The organism is Pseudonocardia sp. ICBG601, assembly GCF_020496245.1.
Map to the genome: position 1 here is coordinate 1,675,665 of NZ_JAHLJA010000148.1, position 17,086 is coordinate 1,692,750.

Annotated in this window: 14 protein-coding genes; 6 read left to right on the plus strand and 8 right to left on the minus strand. The window is 74.5% G+C overall.

The genetic code is table 11. From position 1 onward, the window contains the following. Positions 1–38 precede the first annotated feature (38 nt). Entirely contained in the window at positions 39–809 is a 771-nt protein-coding gene (locus KPL57_RS37350; protein WP_208818822.1) for an isoprenyl transferase, read from the plus strand. Positions 810–943: 134 nt separating this feature from the next. Here KPL57_RS37350 and KPL57_RS37355 read toward each other — a convergent pair whose 3' ends face one another. Both KPL57_RS37355 and KPL57_RS37360 read right to left on the minus strand, forming a co-directional pair. Next, positions 944–1,375, minus strand: a complete 432-nt coding sequence (locus KPL57_RS37355) for a hypothetical protein (RefSeq protein WP_226355240.1) — start codon at positions 1,373–1,375, stop codon at positions 944–946. Positions 1,376–2,523: 1,148 nt separating this feature from the next. Next, positions 2,524–2,913: a hypothetical protein gene (locus tag KPL57_RS37360; RefSeq protein WP_208818823.1), complete on the minus strand. Its 390-nt coding sequence runs from the start codon at positions 2,911–2,913 to the stop codon at positions 2,524–2,526. A gap of 310 nt (positions 2,914–3,223) precedes the next feature. Here KPL57_RS37360 and KPL57_RS37365 point away from each other — a divergent pair, with 310 nt between their 5' ends. After that, positions 3,224–4,477, plus strand: a complete 1,254-nt coding sequence (locus KPL57_RS37365) for a DUF885 domain-containing protein (protein ID WP_226355241.1) — start codon at positions 3,224–3,226, stop codon at positions 4,475–4,477. Positions 4,478–4,931: 454 nt separating this feature from the next. Then, positions 4,932–6,212 carry a PhoH family protein gene (locus KPL57_RS37370; RefSeq protein WP_062400360.1) on the plus strand — a complete coding sequence of 427 codons (1,281 nt, stop codon included), beginning with the start codon at positions 4,932–4,934 and terminating at the stop codon, positions 6,210–6,212. 48 nt (positions 6,213–6,260) lie between these two features. Here the strand turns inward: KPL57_RS37370 and KPL57_RS37375 are convergent, their stop codons facing one another. After that, on the minus strand, positions 6,261–7,085 hold the full coding sequence (locus KPL57_RS37375) for a class II aldolase/adducin family protein (protein WP_226355242.1): 825 nt from the start codon (positions 7,083–7,085) through the stop codon (positions 6,261–6,263). Between the two features lie 43 nt (positions 7,086–7,128). Continuing rightward, entirely contained in the window at positions 7,129–8,574 is a 1,446-nt protein-coding gene (locus tag KPL57_RS37380) for a GuaB1 family IMP dehydrogenase-related protein (protein WP_226355243.1), read from the minus strand. A 90-nt stretch (positions 8,575–8,664) separates the two neighbouring features. Between KPL57_RS37380 and KPL57_RS37385 the strand changes: the two genes are divergently transcribed. Continuing rightward, positions 8,665–9,441 (plus strand): UTRA domain-containing protein, encoded by a 777-nt coding sequence (locus KPL57_RS37385; RefSeq protein WP_226355244.1) that lies wholly within the window; start codon positions 8,665–8,667, stop codon positions 9,439–9,441. Here KPL57_RS37385 and KPL57_RS37390 read toward each other — a convergent pair. The 4 genes from KPL57_RS37390 to glpX form a co-directional block, all read right to left on the minus strand. Then, on the minus strand, positions 9,372–10,901 hold the full coding sequence (locus tag KPL57_RS37390) for an ATP-dependent DNA ligase (RefSeq protein WP_226355245.1): 1,530 nt from the start codon (positions 10,899–10,901) through the stop codon (positions 9,372–9,374). The genes KPL57_RS37385 and KPL57_RS37390 overlap by 70 nt on opposite strands. 45 nt (positions 10,902–10,946) lie before the next feature. Beyond that, positions 10,947–12,176, minus strand: a complete 1,230-nt coding sequence (locus tag KPL57_RS37395) for an EAL domain-containing protein (RefSeq protein ID WP_226355246.1) — start codon at positions 12,174–12,176, stop codon at positions 10,947–10,949. A 139-nt stretch (positions 12,177–12,315) separates the two neighbouring features. Further along, positions 12,316–13,716 (minus strand): class II fumarate hydratase, encoded by a 1,401-nt coding sequence (locus KPL57_RS37400; protein ID WP_226355247.1) that lies wholly within the window; start codon positions 13,714–13,716, stop codon positions 12,316–12,318. Positions 13,717–13,770: 54 nt separating this feature from the next. Then, complete coding sequence (gene glpX, locus KPL57_RS37405) at positions 13,771–14,757, minus strand: class II fructose-bisphosphatase (RefSeq protein WP_226356644.1); 987 nt, start codon at positions 14,755–14,757, stop codon at positions 13,771–13,773. Between the two features lie 217 nt (positions 14,758–14,974). Here glpX and KPL57_RS70610 point away from each other — a divergent pair, with 217 nt between their 5' ends. Next, positions 14,975–15,913: a DUF4245 domain-containing protein gene (locus KPL57_RS70610; RefSeq protein ID WP_226355248.1), complete on the plus strand. Its 939-nt coding sequence runs from the start codon at positions 14,975–14,977 to the stop codon at positions 15,911–15,913. Between the two features lie 157 nt (positions 15,914–16,070). Beyond that, positions 16,071–17,021 carry a hypothetical protein gene (locus tag KPL57_RS37415; protein ID WP_226355249.1) on the plus strand — a complete coding sequence of 317 codons (951 nt, stop codon included), beginning with the start codon at positions 16,071–16,073 and terminating at the stop codon, positions 17,019–17,021. Positions 17,022–17,086 lie beyond the last annotated feature (65 nt).

The following is a 17,086-nucleotide window of genomic DNA, read 5'->3' on the forward strand; positions in this document are numbered from 1 at the left end:
GCGGACGAACGCCACACCCGGGACTAGGCTCCCTGTACGTGGCCCTCCGAGACCTGCTCTACACGGTGTACGAGCGCAGGATCCTGCGTCAGATCGCGGGGGCCGAGCAGCCCAGGCACGTGGCGCTCATCCTCGACGGCAACCGCCGCTGGGCGCGGGAGGCCGGTCTGGCCGACCCCGCGGAGGGGCACCGTGCCGGCGCGGCGAAGATCGCCGAGATGCTCGGCTGGTGCTCCGAGGCGGGCGTGGAGGTCGTCACGGTGTTCCTGCTGTCCACCGACAACCTGGACACCCGCTCCCCGGAGGAGCTCAAGGACCTCCTGGAGATCATCGCCGGGGTCGTCGACGACCTCTCCGGCCCGGACACCCCGTGGCGGCTGCGGGTGGTCGGCGCGATGGAGCTGCTGCCGAGCAGCCTGGCCGACCGGCTGACCGCGGCGGTCGCCCGTACCAGCGACCGCGGGGGCATCCAGCTGAACGTCGCCGTCGGCTACGGCGGCCGCCAGGAGATCGCCGACGCCGTCCGCAAGATGCTGCTGACCCAGGCGGAGGCGGGACGGACGATCGAGGAACTCGCGGAGTCGCTCGACGTCGACCACATCGCGGAGCACCTCTACACCTCCGGACAGCCCGACCCGGACCTCGTCATCCGGACCAGCGGCGAGCAACGGCTGTCGGGGTTCCTGCTGTGGCAGTCGGCCCATTCGGAGTTCTGGTTCTGCGAGGCCTACTGGCCCGAGTTCCGCCGCGTCGATTTCCTGCGGGCACTGCGCGACTTCGGCGCACGGCACCGACGTTTCGGCGGATGAATTCAGATAGACCGTAACCTCCGGCCGACTCGCTCGTTATATATGCCCTGAAAACGGAGATCGCGGTCCCTGGAAACGGCAAAGACCCCGGGAGCGGACTCCCGGGGCCTTCCGCGCGTCGGTGACGCGAGGTCTTACTTGCCACCGCCGTGGTGCTTGCCACCGTCGATGTCGACCTTGTCGCCGTTGTCGGCGGCGTTGGTGCAGTCGACGCTGTTGTCCGACTTGACGCCCGACTTGTTGTACGCCTCGCTGAACAGACCGCCCAGGGCACCCTGGACCAGGCTGTTGCCGTTGAGGGCGGTCCCGCAGGCCTGCGGCGAGACGTTGATGTTGTTGTTGGACAGGTTCACCAGGCCGGCGCTGTTCTTCTGCGCGACGCCCTCGGAGTCCTCGACGGTCGAGGCCTTGGCCTTGTTGCCGCTGAAGTAGCTCTCGTGGGACTTGGTGTTACCGCTGTCCTTGATGTAGGTGTCGCCGCCGTGCTCACCCGCGAACGCGAGCGGGCTCAGCGCGACGAGCGACGCGGCGCCGGCCGCGGCAACGATTCCAGCCTTCTTCAGCACAGTCCGTCTCCTGTTAGTCGGAGAGCGCGCCCGACCAAGGTGCGCAACTCTCAGTACCTGTCGACGCTCGAACCGGGGAGCCCGCATCGACTGCGTGTCAATCTAACGGACGCTTTCGCGCTCGACAATCTGACCCTGCGTAATTCTTCGAGGGAGTCGGCGAACCATTCGTGTACCTGGGGATTCGTCGCCGCAATCGCAGCGCGGTCGGCGTGGCGTGCGGGCGTGTCGGCGCTGCGGCGGTCGGGGCAGCGGGGTGGGAGCCGTTCGGGGGAGGCGTGCGGCCGGTGTCGGCGGTACCGGGATCCGGCTGTGCGGCCCGCCGCGCGGGTGGGCATCGCCTTCACGAGTTCGGCGCCGGCCGGGACGGTCGAGCCGGGTGGGCCTCGGAGGTGGGCCGCGCCGGAGCGGGGCGCAGGTCGGCGGGTGAACCCGGGGGTGCCGCAGGTGCCGAACCGGTGCGGGCGACCCGGTTCGGCTCCCGGCCCGGCCGGTGGGGCTCACATGATCACCGGTTGTGGAGTCAGGCGTCCGCCACGCGGACGTTCCGCTCCACAACCGGCGATCATGGCGGCGTCCGGCGTCCGGCGTCCGGCGTCCGGCGTCTCGTACGAGGTCGTGAGCGCCGGACGTAGCGCGGACGGGCCGGGACGGCGGCGGTCGACGCGGGGGCGGTCGGCCGCGGGGGGCCGTCGGGCGGCCGGGGCAGTCGGGGCGCCGGAGGTGGCCGGGCGCGGGGCCGCTGGGACGGCGGGCGACCCGATCTGTCGCGACCGAGGGCCGCTGGGCGGCTGAGCTGCAGTCGCGTGCGGGGGTGCTGGGACGTCGGACGGCCTCACGGCCGCCGGCGTGAAGGAGGTCGGGCGGCAGGAGCGCCGCCGGGCGCGGGTGTCGCCGGGTGGTAGCGCGGCCGAGGGGCGAGGGCAGCCGGGCACGAGGGGAGGCGGGCTTCGTGTACGGAGCGTGGTCACGCAGCCGAGGAATCGGAGTAGCGCCCGGAGGCGTCGGCACGACGGGGTGAGGGCGTCCGCCGGGGGCCGGAAAACGGTGACCCGACGGAATCCCGGCCACCCGGGAGTGGACTCGGGGCGGAACGCGAAAATGCCCCGGAGCAGAAGCTCCGGGGCATTCTCAGATCTGCGAGGAGATCAGCCGATCGAGTCGCCGGCGCCGGCCTCCTGGCCGCAGTTGTCCGACTGGTCGGTCGTCGAGTCGCCCGACTTCGCCTGGGCCTTGCCCAGGATGCCCAGGGCGCCGGTGACGCCGTTGAGGGCGGAGGCGTCCTCGACCGGGACCTGCACGCCCAGCACGTTGACCGGGACGTTGTTGTTGCAGGCCTGGATCGGCACGTTGACGTTGTTGCCGTTCAGGCCGGCGATGAGGCCCTTGGCGTCCTTGTCGATGACGTTCTCGGCACCGTGGTGGTGGCCGCCCTTGTGGCCGTGGTCGCCGTCCTTGTCGCCGGCGAAGGCGAGCGGGGACAGGGCGAGCAGGGACGCGGCGGAGGCCGCAACCACGATTCCAGCCTTCTTCAGCACAGTTTTCTCCTGTTGAGTCTCGAGTCCGCCCGAAGCCGGTCTCACGCGTGCCGGCACGCTGACGAGGGGGAGCCCGTACCGACTGCGAGAAAAGCTACCGCTGTTATTCCTGCGAAACAAATCTCGTGACCCTATCGAGGTACACTTTCACTGACGGTTCCGATACTCCCCAAATAGGTTGTTCCGGTTCCGTGCGACCGAGCTGTCGCCGACACGGATCGTGCACCCTGCGTGGTCGGGTACGTCCGAACGGACGCGTCACCGGCGGCCCTCGCCGTCGTTCCGCTCCGGGCCCGCCTACGCTCCGGGGATGGACCTGCTGCACGCGACGGCGGAGCTCGCGTCGCGGGTGGACCGGCTGCGGCCGGGTGTGCTGGACGGGCCGCCGCCGTACCCGTCGATCGCCCGGCGGGTGGCCGCGGAGCCGGTCCAGGACCCGGCGGCGCTGGTCGTCACGGCCGGGCGGCTGCGTGCGGAGGTCGCGGCGGCGGGGCTCCCGGACGGTCGTCGCCGGTACCTGGACGCGCTCCTGGTCGCGCTGCGCTGCCGGGCCAGGCTGCTCGCCGGCGAGGACGTCGGCTACGTCGAGCAGGTCCGCGACCTGTTCGGGGTGCTCCCGCGCCGCAGCGAGCCGGACGAGCTGCACGAGGCGCACCGCAGACTGGCGGCGGTGCTGCCCGGGCGCGGTCCGCTGGCCGCCCGGATGCGGGACCACCGGGCCGCCGACGTCGTCCCGGTGGAACGGCTGGCCGGTGCGGTCACCGCCGTCGTCGCCGAGCTGCGTCGCCGCACCCGCGACACGCTGGGGCTCCCGGACGGCGAGCACGCCGACGTCGACCTCGTCGGCGCCCGCCCCTGGACGGCGTTCACCCGCTACCGCGGGGGCCTGCGCAGCCGGATCTCGGTCGCGACGACGGGCCGGGTGCGGGCCGGGTCGCTGTTGCCGCTGCTCGCCCACGAGGCCTATCCCGGCCACCACCTGCAGTACTGCCGGGCCGAGGTCGCGTCGGCGCGGTACCCGGAGTTGGCCCTGCGGCTGGTCCACAGCCCGCAGGGGCTGGTCGCGGAGGGAGCGGCGGAGGCCGCCGTCGCCGTGGTGCCCGGCCCCGGCTGGGGCGCGGTCGCCGAACGCGTCCTCGCGGGCGCGGGCGTGCACCTCGACGGCCCGGCGGCCGAGCGGATCGAACGGGAGCTGGACCTGCTCGGCCGGGTCCGGCTCGACGCCGCCCTCATGCGCCACGTCGACGGCGCCGGCCCCGACGCGGTGCTCGCCCACCTCTCACGCTGGCTGCTGGTCGACGACGACCGGGCGCGGCGCATGCTCGACTTCCTCGACCACCCCCAGTGGCGCACCTACCCGGTCACCTACGCCGAGGGCGGCCCGCTCGTGCGCGCCCGGCTCGCCACCGACCCGGAGGGCCCCGCCGCCGCGCTGGCGACGCTGCTCGACACCCCGGTCCTGCCGTCGGATCTGGTCACCGACGGTGGCGCCGCGCACGGTCCGGAACGCGGTGGACCGCCCCCCGCCGCGGTCGGAGTAGTCCGTCCGCCGCGCCTCGGCTGAGCCGAACGGCTCGCCACCGAACGAGGTGCTGATACCCGATCCGACGTCGGACGGTACCGATCACACGATGAACGGCACGTTACGACTGTTCCATCAGGGGTCAACGTAGGGATCCGACGGAGAGTTGCTATTGACCGCACGAGGGTGACCACTAGTAGCGTCCATGACGACGGGCTGTACCCGATGCGGCCCGTTCGGGAGGCCCTGGAGTGGTGTCACACGCACCCGAGAGGGCCGGCACCCGGCCCTTGCGGGCGTGCCGGCCGGAGGACCGCCATGGTCCCTCCGCGTCGTCGCGGCCCGCACCGGGGCCGGCCGGCCCGACGCAGAGCAGGCGCGGTGCCGCGCCTGCGAGGGAGCACCCGTGACCGATCGTCGTCCCGCCCTCACCGACCCGACCTCCGCACCCCAGGGGTCCGTCGGGGACGCACCGGCAGGTACCACCCGCTGCTATGTGCTCGACACGTCCGTGCTGCTGTCCGACCCCTGGTCGCTGCAGCGTTTCGACGAGCACCAGGTCGTCCTGCCGCTCGTCGTCATCAGTGAGCTGGAGGCCAAGCGTCACCACCCCGAACTGGGCTGGTTCGCCCGGACCGCGCTGCGCCAGCTCGACGAGCTGCGCGTCAAGCACGGCCGTCTCGACGCACCCGTGCCGATCGGCGAGTCCGGCGGCACGTTGCACGTCGAGCTGAACCACTCCGACCCCACGGTCCTGCCGGCCGGGTTCCGCACCGACTCGAACGACTCGCGGATCCTGGCCTGCGCGCTGAACCTCAAGGCGGACCCGGCCGCGCCGGCGGACGTCACGCTGGTCACCAAGGACATGCCGTTGCGGGTCAAGGCCGCCGCGGTCGGTCTGGATGCCGACGAGTACCACGGCCAGGACGTGCTGTTCTCCGGCTGGACCGGGATGACCGACCTGGAGGTGACCCCCGAGGACGTCGACGCGTTGTTCCGCGACGGCGTCATCGACCACGACGAGGCCCGCGACCTGCCCTGCAACACGGGGTTGCGGCTGGTCGGGGCGTCGAACGCGCTCGGGCGGGTCACCGCGGACAAGCGGGTCAAGCTGGTGCGCGGGGACCGGGAGGCGTTCGGGCTGCACGGCCGTTCGGCCGAGCAGCGGATCGCGCTGGACCTCCTGCTGGACAACGAGGTCGGGATCGTCTCCCTCGGCGGCCGCGCCGGGACGGGCAAGTCGGCGCTCGCGCTGTGCGCCGGTCTGGAGGCGGTGCTGGAACGACGCCAGCACCGCAAGATCGTCGTCTTCCGGCCGCTCTACGCCGTCGGCGGGCAGGACCTCGGCTACCTGCCCGGCAGCGAGGTCGAGAAGATGCAGCCCTGGGCGCAGGCCGTCTTCGACACCCTGGGCGCGATGGTCAGCCAGGACGTCATCGACGAGGTCATCGCCCGCGGGCTGCTGGAGGTCCTGCCGCTGACCCACATCCGCGGCCGGTCGTTGCACGACACCTTCGTGATCGTCGATGAGGCGCAGTCGCTGGAGCGCAACGTGCTGCTCACGGTGCTGTCCCGGCTCGGGACGGCGTCGCGCGTCGTGCTCACCCACGACGTCGCGCAGCGCGACAACCTGCGCGTCGGACGGCACGACGGCGTCAACGCCGTCATCGAGAAGCTCAAGGGCCACCCGCTGTTCGCGCACGTCACGCTGACCCGCAGCGAGCGCTCGCCGATCGCCGCGCTGGTCACGGAGATGCTGGAGGGACCCAACTCCTGAGGTGCCGGGCCCGGCCCCCGTCCGCAGCCGCGGACGGGGGCCGTGTGCTCAGTCGAACAGGTCCGGGTCGGTGCGGACGACCTCGTCCCACAGCGGCTGGTAGGAGAACCAGCCGGCGTAGGGGGTACCGGTCTGCTCGGCGGTGAACCGCGCGTTGGCGTGGTCGACGAGCGTCGGCGTCCCCGCGGCCTCGGCGAGCAGCTGCGCCTGGCAGTTGCGCTCGGTCGAGATGAACCACCAGGCGGCCTCGGCGACGGTCTCACCGACGGAGAAGATCCCGTGGTTCTGGTGGAACACCATCTTCCGGTCGGTCAGGCCGCGGGCCAGCGCCCGGCCCGCCTCCGGGTCGAGCACGACCGCGCCCGCGCCCTCGTGGACGACGCCGTGGTTCTCGTAGAGGGCGCAGGCGTCCTGGGTGATGGGGTCCAGCGGGCGGCCCAGCGACGACCACGCCTTGCCGTACACCGAGTGGGCGTGGGCGGCCGCGACGACGTGCGGGTGCTCGGCGTGCACGGCCGAGTGGATGACGAACCCGGCCTGGTTCACCGGGCGGTTCCCGTGCCGGACCGTGCCGTGGTGGTCGACCATGATCAGGTCCGAGACCCGGATGTGCCGGAAGCTCATGCCGAACGGGTTGACCCAGAACATCTCCGGGTCCTCCGGGTCGCGCACGGTGATGTGCCCGGCGATGCCCTCGCCGAAGCCGAACCGGCCGAAGATCCGGAACGCGCCGGCGAGCTGCTGCTTGCGGTGCAGCCGCTCCTCGGCGGAGGTGGCGAACGTCGGTGGCGTGGGCAGACCGCCGGTACCACCGCCGCCGAGGGCGGCGGTACCGGAGCTGCTGGTGGTGGTGTCCTGCGTGGGGGCGGCCATGACCCGACCGTGCGCCGGATCACGCCCCGGGTCAAGCGGTGGCTCAGAGGCCGTGCGGGGTGCCCTCGGTGAACCCGGCGGTGGTCTGTACCCCGACGACGGAGCGCTCGTGCAGCTCGTCGACCGAGCGCGCGCCCGCGTAGGTGCACGCGGAGCGGACGCCCGAGCAGATCTCGTCGAGCACGTCCTCCACGCCCGGCCGGTCCGGGTCCAGCCGCTGGCGCGAGGACGAGATGCCCTCCTCGAACAGCGACTTGCGGGCCCGGTCGAACGCGTTGTCCCCGCGGGTGCGGGCGCTGACCGCGCGCTTGGAGGCCATCCCGAACGACTCCTTGTACGCGCGGCCGTGCTCGTCGCGCAGCAGGTCGCCGGGGGACTCGTAGGTGCCCGCCAGCCAGGAGCCGATCATCACCGAGGCCGCGCCCGCGGCGAGGGCGAGTGCGACGTCGCGCGGGTGGCGCACCCCGCCGTCGGCCCAGACGACGGCGCCGCGCTCGCGGGCCGCGGCGGCGCACTCGGCGACCGCGGAGAACTGCGGGCGCCCGACGCCGGTCATCATCCGGGTCGTGCACATGGCGCCGGGGCCGACGCCGACCTTGACGATGTCGGCGCCCGCGTCGACCAGATCGGCGACGCCCTCGGCGGTGACCACGTTGCCGGCGGCGACCGGGACCGCGGCCCCGGCCTGGTCGACCACACGGCGGACCGCGCCGAGCGCCTCGAACATCTTCTCCTGGTGGCCGTGCGCGGTGTCGACGACGAGCACGTCCACACCGGCGTCGAGCAGGGCCTTCGCCTTCACCGCGACGTCGCCGTTGATGCCGATCGCGGCCGCGGTGCGCAGCCGGCCCGCGCCGTCGAGGGCGGGGGAGTAGATCCCGGCCCGGATCGCGCCGAGCGGGGTGAGCAGGCCCGCGAGACGGCCGTCGCCGTCGAGGCCGAGCGCCACCGCCTTCCGACCGGCGTCGAGCTGCTCGAACACCTCCCGCGGCTCGGTGCCCAGCGGCAGCGCCAGCGGGTCGGGGTCGAGGACGTCGGCGAGCCGGGTGAAGCGGTCCACCCCCGCGCAGTGCGCCTCGGACACGGTCCCGACCGGGCGGCCGCCGTCGTCGACGACCACGACGGCGTCGTGGGCCCGCTTGGGCAGCAGGTTCAGCGCGTCGGCCACCGCGTCGGAGGTGCGCAGCACCAGCGGGGTGTCCCACACCGGGTGCCGGGACTTGATCCAGGTCACGATCTCCGCGACGGCGTCGGTCGCCACGTCCTGCGGCAGCACCGTCAGGGCGCCGCGGCGGGCGAGGGTCTCGGCCATCCGGCGGCCGGCGACGGCGGTCATGTTCGCCGCGACGACCGGCACCGTGGCCCCGGAGCGGTCCGGGGCGGTGAGGTCCACGTCGAACCGGGACGTCACCGTGGAACGGCGCGGGACGAGGAAGACGTCGTCGTAGGTCAGGTCGTGCTCGGGCCGGCGGTCGTCGAGGAAGCGCACGATGTCGGGATGCTACGCCCCGGGGCGTTGTCACGCGTCCGTCATGTGAGGGGAACCGCCGGGCAACCCCGTGTGCCTACCGTCGGGTACATGCCGGTGCCGTCGCCGTCCCACCACGTGCGGGCGTCCGACGCGCGCCGGCTCCGGGACCTGCTGCGCATCGCCGTCGCCGGGCGCGGGCGCCCCGGGGACCTGCTGCCCGGTGAGGACGAGCTGATGGTGCGCCACGGTGTGCCGCGCAGCGCCGTCCGCGCCGCGCTGGGGCTGCTCCGCGAGGAGGGGCTGCTGCGGCCCGGGCCGACCGCGCACCGGATCGTCGCCCGCCCGCACTACCCCGGCCGGACCGCCGGCACGGGCACGGGCACCCGGGTCCCGCGCTGGCTGGAACGCACCGGGATCGCCGCGCCCGACGTGCTCGCCGACTGGCTCGGTGTCCCCGTCGGCACGCCGTGCCTGCGCACCGAGTGCGTCTCGGCGACGGCCGGTGGCGGCGCGGTGCTGGAGACCCACTACTTGGCCACCGAGGCCGCGGCGCTGCTGCTCGCGGTGCCCGGGACCGGCCCGTTCGACCGGCAGCTCGCCGACGCCGGGCTGCGTCCCGCGCGGGCGGGGACCCGGTCCGGCCCGGTGCCCGCCGACCCCGACTCGGCGGCGCTGCTCGGCGTCGCCGCCGGTGCCCCGCTGCTGGGGGCCGAACGCACCCTGACCGGCGACGACGGCCGGGTCCTCGCCGTCAGCGTGCTGCGCGCCGACTCGTCAGGCACGGTCCCGGTGGCCCGCGACGGCGCCGCGGCCGCTCAGCCCGACAGCAGCGCCCGCACCGCCTCCAGCGAGTCGGCCTCGGCCGGGGTCTTGTCCGGGCGGTAGCGCAGCACCCGGGCGAAGCGCAGCGCGACCCCGCCCGGGTAGCGGGTGCTGCGTTGCGCGCCGTCGAGCGCGATCTCGACGACGAGCTCGGGCCGCAGGTGCACCACGCCGGGCTCGCGCGCCGTCTCGTACTCCGGGAAGGTCGCGGTCTGCCAGGCCAGCAGCTCGTCGGTCATCCCCTTGAACGTCTTGCCGACCATCACCGGCTCCCCGCCGTCCGGGTCGCGGGCGCCGAGGTGGATGTTCGACAGCGACCCGGTGCGCCGCCCGTAGCCCCACTCGGCGCCCAGCACCACCAGGTCCAGGGTGTGCACCGGCTTCACCTTCTGCCAGGCCTTGCCGCGCCGCCCGGCCGCGTACGGCGCGGCCAGGTCCTTCACGACGACGCCCTCGTGCCCCGCCGACAGCGCCTCGGAGAGGACCGCGGCCGCCTGTTCCGGCGACGGCCGCCGCACCCCCGGCATCCGCAGCGCGGCGTGGGTGTCCGCGGCGAGCAGCCCGGCGAGCGCGTCGAGCCGGACCTCGGCGGGCTCGTCGACCAGGTCGCGGCCGTCGAGGTGGAGCAGGTCGAAGAAGAACGGCGACAGCAGGACGTCCGGTACCCGCTCCTCGGTGCCGAACCGGCTCATCGTGTCCTGGAACGGGCGGGGGCGGCCGTCGTCGTCGAGGGCGAGGGTCTCGCCGTCGAGCACCGCGGTGTCGCACGGCAGCCCGCGCACCAGCTCCACCAGCTCGGGCACCCCGTCGGTGATCTCGCGCAGCGTGCGCGTCCACACCCGCACCTCGTCGCCGCGGCGGTGCACCTGGATGCGGGCGCCGTCGAGCTTGTGCTCGACGGTGACGTCGGCGCCGAGCCCGGCCAGCGCGGCGTCGAGCGAGTCGCCGGGGGAGGCGAGCATCGGCCGGACCGGCCTGCCCACCTCCAGCCCGACCGCGGCGAGCGCGTCCTGTCCGCCGGTCAGCGCGGTGGCCGCGGTCTCCGGCAGCCGGCCGGACAGCATGAACGCGCGGCGCACCGCGGGCGCGGGTGCCTCGGAGGCGGCGGCGACGGCGTCCACCATCAGCCCCTCGAGGGCGCCCTGGCGCAGCTCGCCGGTGAGCAGGCGGTGCAGGAAGCGCTGCTCCTCGGTGGTCGCGGCGCCGTACAGCTCGGTGAGCAGCTCGCGGCGCCGGGCCGCCGAGCCGGTCCCCGCGGTGCCGGCCAGCTTGTCGAGCAGTGCGTCGACCCGCTCCACCGTCAGCGACGGCTCCGCCGCGGCCGGCACGTCGACGCCCGACAGGGTCCGCCAGCCGGTCCCGATCCGGCCCTGCCGGGGGACCCCGGACAGCCAGGCGACGACCGGCACGACCTCGGCCGGCGCGGCGGTGCGCAGCAGCCCGGCGAGCGCGGCGGTCTTCTCCTTGCGCGCGCGGGTCGCCCCGACCGCGGCCGAGGTGGTGACGACGTCGGTGAACAGCACGGGGTCAGTGAAGCAGCGACCCCCGACAGTTCGCGCGTCGTCGGATCAGGCGGTGCGCGCGGCCTGCGGTACCGGGACGGGGCCTGGGCCGGACGCGGCGGGCGGCAGGATGGCACGGCGCCACAGCTCGGCGACCGGGACGACCCCGCGGCAGGTGCCGTCCGGTGCGACGACGACCAGGTCGTCGTAGCCGCGGGCCGGGTCGCCGGACAGACCGATCTCCATCGCGCGGTGCAGCGGGGTCCGCTCGTCGACGGTGCGCGGCGGGTCCGCCAGCTCGGCCGCCGGCTTCTCGGCCCACAGCGCGTGCCCGAACCTGCCGGCCAGCTGGAGCAGGACGCGGCTGCGGTCGAGGTAGCCGACCGGCCGGTGCGCCCGGTCGACCAGGACGATCCCGGCCGAGTCGGGGCGGGCGCGCAGCGCCTCGCGGGCGGTGTCGCCGACGGCGTCGTCGGGCAGGGTCACGGCCGGCACGGCGAGCCCGCGCACCGGGGGACCGGCCGGCCGGGGCGCCGCGGGGCGCTCGGGGGCGGGCGGCGCGGACCCGGTCGTGAACGGCTGCGGCGCCGCGCTCAGCAGGCCGAGCAGCTCCGCGCGGGTCGCCGGGTCGGCCTCGGGCGCGGCGCGCGTCCCACCCAGCAACGGGCCCTGGGCGAACGCGATCCCGATCGCGAACAGCCCCGTCAGCCGGGCCGCGTCGCGGACCCCGGTCGCGGCGACCGGCGCCCCGACCGCGCGGGACACCTCGACCACGGCACGGACGGCGGCGCCGGCCCCCGTGTCGAGCACCCCGTCGCAGAGGTCCGGCTCGAGCTTCACCACGTCCGGCCGGACGGCGGCTACGAGCTCCGGACCGAACGCGCGCCCGGCCCCGTCGAGACCGATCCGGAACCCCCAGCGCCGCAGCTCGGCCAGTGCCGGGACGAGGTGCTCCGCCGGGGCGGCCGCGGCGATCGGCGGGCCGACCTCCAGCAGGGGAGCGACCGGGTCGGACGTGCCGCCGAGCATGGCGCGCAGCCGTCCGCGGGCGTGCAGGACGGTGTCCGCGGCGACGTCGACCTGCACCGGGACGGCGGCAGCCCAGGACCGGGCGGACGCGACCGCGGAGACCGCGGTGCCCGCGTCGAGCTCGGCGATCCGGCGGGCGTCCCAGCCGCGGTCGCGGGCCGCGACGGCCACCGCGTCGTGGTGCAGGCGCGGCACGACCTCGACCCCGGTGCAGCGACCGGAGCGCAGATCGTGCACGGGGACGTACGCGAAGCGCTGGTCGGGCATGGGAGAGGTCCGTTCGAGTGACAGTGATCGACTGACGCACACACGGTGTCACGTCGATGTGGACCGAACGGGGACGCGGAGGTGAACAGCGGATGGACTGACCCGGTGCGCCCGGCCGGTGACCGGGCGCAGCCGGGGGTCAGGAGCGCTTCTCGCCGCGGGTCATCGCCAGCACGTCCAGGGCGCGGTCCAGCTCGGCCTCGGTGAGCGTCCCGTTCGCCACGTGCCCGCGCTCGATCACGACCTCGCGGATCGTCCGGCGCTCCTTCAGTGCCTGCTTCGCGATGGCCGCCGCCTCCTCGTAGCCGATCCTGGAGTTGAGCGGGGTGACGATCGACGGCGAGGACTCGGCGTACTCGCGGGTGCGCTCGAGGTCGGCCTCCATCCCGTCGACGACCTTGTCGGCGAGCAGCCGCGCCGCGTTCGCGATCAGCCGGGCGGACTCCAGCACGTTGCGCGCCATCACCGGCATCATCACGTTCAGCTCCAGGTTGCCCTGGCTGCCGGAGAAGCCGACCGTCGCGTCGTTGCCCATGACCTGCGCGCAGACCATCATCGTGGCCTCGCAGATCACCGGGTTGACCTTGCCCGGCATGATCGAGCTGCCCGGCTGCAGGTCCGGCAGGTGGATCTCGGCCAGCCCGGTGCGCGGACCGGACGACAGCCAGCGCAGGTCGTTGGCGATCTTGTAGAGCGACACGGCGACGGTGCGCAGCGCGCCGGAGGCCTCGACCAGGCCGTCGCGGGAGCCCTGGGCCTCGATGTGGTCGGTGGCCTCGGCGAGCTGCTCCAGGCCGGTCGCCTCGCGCAGCTTCGCGACCACCGCGGCGCCGAACCCGTCCGGAGCGTTGAGCCCGGTGCCGACCGCGGTCCCGCCGATCGGCAGGACGGCGAGGCGGGGGAGCGCGTCGCGGACGCGGTCGGCGCCGTAGCCGGCCTGGCTGGCCCAGCCGCCGGCCTCCTGGCCGAGGGTGATCGGGACGGCGTCCATGAGGTGGGTGCGGCCCGCCTTCACGACCTCCGACCAGTCCGCCGCGCGGCGGCGCAGCGCGGCCTCGAGGTGCTGCAGCGCCGGGACGACCTCGGTCGCCAGCGCCTCGGTGGCGGCGAGGTGGATGGTCGTCGGGAAGACGTCGTTCGACGACTGCGAGGCGTTGACGTGGTCGTTCGGGTGCACGTCGGTGCCGGCGCGGGCGGCCAGCGAGGCGATCACCTCGTTGGCGTTCATGTTCGACGACGTGCCCGAGCCCGTCTGGAAGACGTCGACCGGGAAGTGGTCGTCGTGCCCGCCCGCGGCCACCTCGTCGGCGGCCGCGGCGATCGCGCGGGCCCGGTCGTCGTCCAGTACGCCCAGCTCGCCGTTCACCCGGGCCGCGGCCGCCTTGACCAGGCCGAGTGCGCGGATCTGGGCGCGCTCCAGGCCGCGGCCCGAGATCGGGAAGTTCTCCACCGCGCGCTGGGTCTGGGCCCGCCACAACGCGTCGGCGGGGACCCGGACCTCGCCCATGGTGTCGTGCTCGATGCGGAAGTCCTCGCTCATGGGCGAAGGTCTACTCCTCCACGACCCGTCCCGCAGTGTTAAGTGAGCCTAACCTCAGGGCAGCGGCGGGGCCTCGCCCTCGACGCCGTCGAAGTCGACGGAGGAGAACTCGCGCAGCTTGGTGAGACGGTGGTAGCCGTCGATCAGCCGGACGGTGCCGGACTTGGACCGCATCACGATCGACTGGGTGGTCGCGCCGCCACCCCGGTAGTGGACGCCGCGCAGCAGCGGGCCGTCGGTGATGCCGGTGGCGCAGAAGAAGACGTTCTCGCCGCGCACGAGCTCGGCGGTGGTCAGGACCTTGTCGAGGTCGTGGCCCGCGGCGAGGGCCTTCTCGCGCTCGGCGTCGTCCTTGGGCCACAGCCGGCCCTGGATCTCGCCGCCCATGCACTTCAGCGCGGCCGCGGTGATGATCCCCTCCGGGGTGCCGCCGACGCCGTAGAGCATGTCCACGCCCGAGGTGGGACGCGCGGCGGCGATGGCACCGGCGACGTCGCCGTCGGAGATGAAGGCGATGCGGGCTCCGGCCTCGCGGATCTCGGTGACGATCTGCTCGTGGCGGGGGCGGTCGAGCACGCAGACGGTGACGTCGGCGACGTCGATCTCCTTGGCCCGCGCGACCCGGCGGATGTTCTCCGCGACCGGTGCGGTGATGTCGATGACGTCCGCGGCCTCCGGCCCGACCGCGATCTTCTCCATGTAGAAGACGGCGGACGGGTCGAACATGGCGTCCCGCTCGGCGACGGCGAGCACGGCCAGCGCGTTGGGCATGCCCTTGGCCATCAGCGTGGTGCCGTCGATGGGGTCGACGGCGACGTCGCAGAACGGGCCCTCGCCGTTCCCGACCTCCTCGCCGTTGAACAGCATCGGGGCCTCGTCCTTCTCGCCCTCGCCGATGACGACGACGCCGCGCATCGACACCGAGGAGATGAGCTGGCGCATGGCGTCGACGGCGGCACCGTCACCGCCGTTCTTGTCGCCCTTGCCGACCCAGCGGCCCGCGGCCATCGCGGCGGCCTCGGTGACCCGGACCAGCTCCATCGCCAGGTTGCGGTCGGGCGCCTCACGACGGCGGGGGGTGGCGGGGCTGGCGGGCTGGCTCACGGATACGTCTCCATTCACGGGCGGCGTGCTCGTCGGCGACGTCCCCTCGTCCGGGTTCCCACGGGCGTACGGGGAGGCGCCCGGCGATCCTCGCACGCGGGACGCCGGGGGAGCAGTGATGAGCGACCGACGCCATGCCTGGGACGATGGACACGTGAGCGCACGACCTGACCCGGGAACGCCGTCGCCGGACTCCTCGGAGCCCGCCGGGCCCCCGGCTGTCCCGGACCCGGCCGAGACCTCCGGTACCGCCGGGGCCGCCGGTCGGGACGCGTCCCCCGGTGGGGCGGCCTCCGCCGGTCGGGCTGCGGCCGACGACCCGGTCCCGGGCCCGGTTCCGGCATCGGACCCGGCGTCGGCCCCGGCCGCTCACCCCGACGCGGGCCCGGCCCCGGCCGAGACCCCGGCCGTCGCCGCGGCTCCCGCGGGTGCGGCCCGGTCCGGGAGGCCGCAGCCGCCTCCGGTGACCCGCCGGATCCCCGAGGCCGGTCCGCAGGCGATGCACAAGCCCGGGCGCGGCGACACGTCGGTGCGCGACCTGATCTGGGCCTGCCTGATCCTCGTCCCGGTCGCCCTGCTGATCTTCTCGGTCGGCGGGTCCTGCTCGTTCTCGCCCGGCACCCCGGCCGAGGACGCCGCGTCGGCCCCCACCGTCGACGCCCCGGCCCGGCTCGCCGAGTACGCCCGCGGCTCGACCTTCCCGCTGCGGCTGCCGGACGTCCCGTTCCGGGTCAACTCCACCGACCGCGGCCCGGTGGAGGGCGGCGGCACCGCCGTGCGCATCGGCTTCGTCACCCCCGACGCGGACTTCCTGAGCCTGGTTCAGACCGACGGCACGGTCGAGGGGGTCCTCGCCACCGAGTCCGGTTCCGCGGGCCGCGGCGACGGCCCGCCGACGATGCGCGGCACCGTGCAGGCGGGCGGCCTGACCTGGGAGGTCTACGGCGCCGAGGGCGGCGAGCCCTTCCGGATCGCGACGCTGCCCGGCCGGCCGGAGGTCCGCGTCCTGGTGACGGGGTCCGCGTCGGACGAGCAGTTCAGCACCCTGGCCACCGCCCTGACGACCGCCCGCGTCTTCCCGCCCGGGTCCTGAGGACCGGTCCCACACGGGTTCCGGCGTCCCACACGGGCTCCGATCCCGTGTGCGACGCCGGATCCCGTGCGGGACGTGGTTGTCCACATCGCGGGGAGTTGTCCACAGGGGCCCGGGTGGGGCCGGCGGACGGGGTGTGGCGGGGCAGGGTCGGGGCATGGACCTCCTGCCCGGTACGACGCCCGTGCGGCGCTCGGAGCTGATCGCCGCGGGGATGAGCGAGGCCGAGATCCGGCAGGCCCTGGGCGCGGGGGCGATCGTGCTGGTCTGCCGCGGGATGTACCGCGGTGCCGTACTGCCCGGGGCGGTGACGGGACCCGGCGGGCGCGGGGAGGAGCTCGTCACCGCGCACGAGCGCGCCGTGCGCGGTGTGCTGCGTCGGCTCGACTCGCCCGCCGTCGTCAGCCACGTCTCCGCCGCGGTCGTGCACGGCGCCGAGACCTGGGACGTGCCGCTGGACCGCGTGCACGTCACGCGGTCGGTGCCGACCGGCGCCCGCAGGGGGCACGACCTCGTCCTCCACGCGCTGCCCCTCGACCCCGCGGAGACGGTCCGGGTGCGCGGGCTCCCGGTCACCAGCCCCGCCCGCACCGTCGTCGACGTCGCCAGGACGGTGCCGTTCGGGCAGGCGGTCGTCGTCGCGGACGCTCTCGCCCGGCGACACGGGCTCGGGACCGCGGAGCTCCTGGGCGCCGCCCGCCCGGACCGCCGTCGCCGGGGGACGGCGGCCGCGGTGCGCGTCGCGCGGTTCGCCGACGGGCGCGCCGCGGGCCCCGGCGAGTCGCGCAGCCGGGTCCTGTTCCACACCGCCGGACTCCCCGCACCCGACCTGCAGCGCGAGGTGCGTGACCCCGCCGGCCGGTGGCTCGCGACGGTCGGCTTCTGGTGGGACGGCCGTCCACCCGTCGTCGGGGAGTTCGACGGCGAGATCAAGTACGGGCGTCTGCTCCCACCGGGGAGGACGGCGGGCCAGGTGATCACCGAGGAGAAGATCCGCGAGGACCGGCTCCGCGACCTGGGACTGCACGTCGTCCGGTGGACCTGGCGCGACCTGGACGACCCCGCCGCCCTCCTGACCCGTCTCCGGACCAGGCTGCCGACCCGATGACCTCCCACACCGGATCCGGCGTCCCACACCGGATCGGGACCCGTGTGGGACGCCGGATCCCGTGC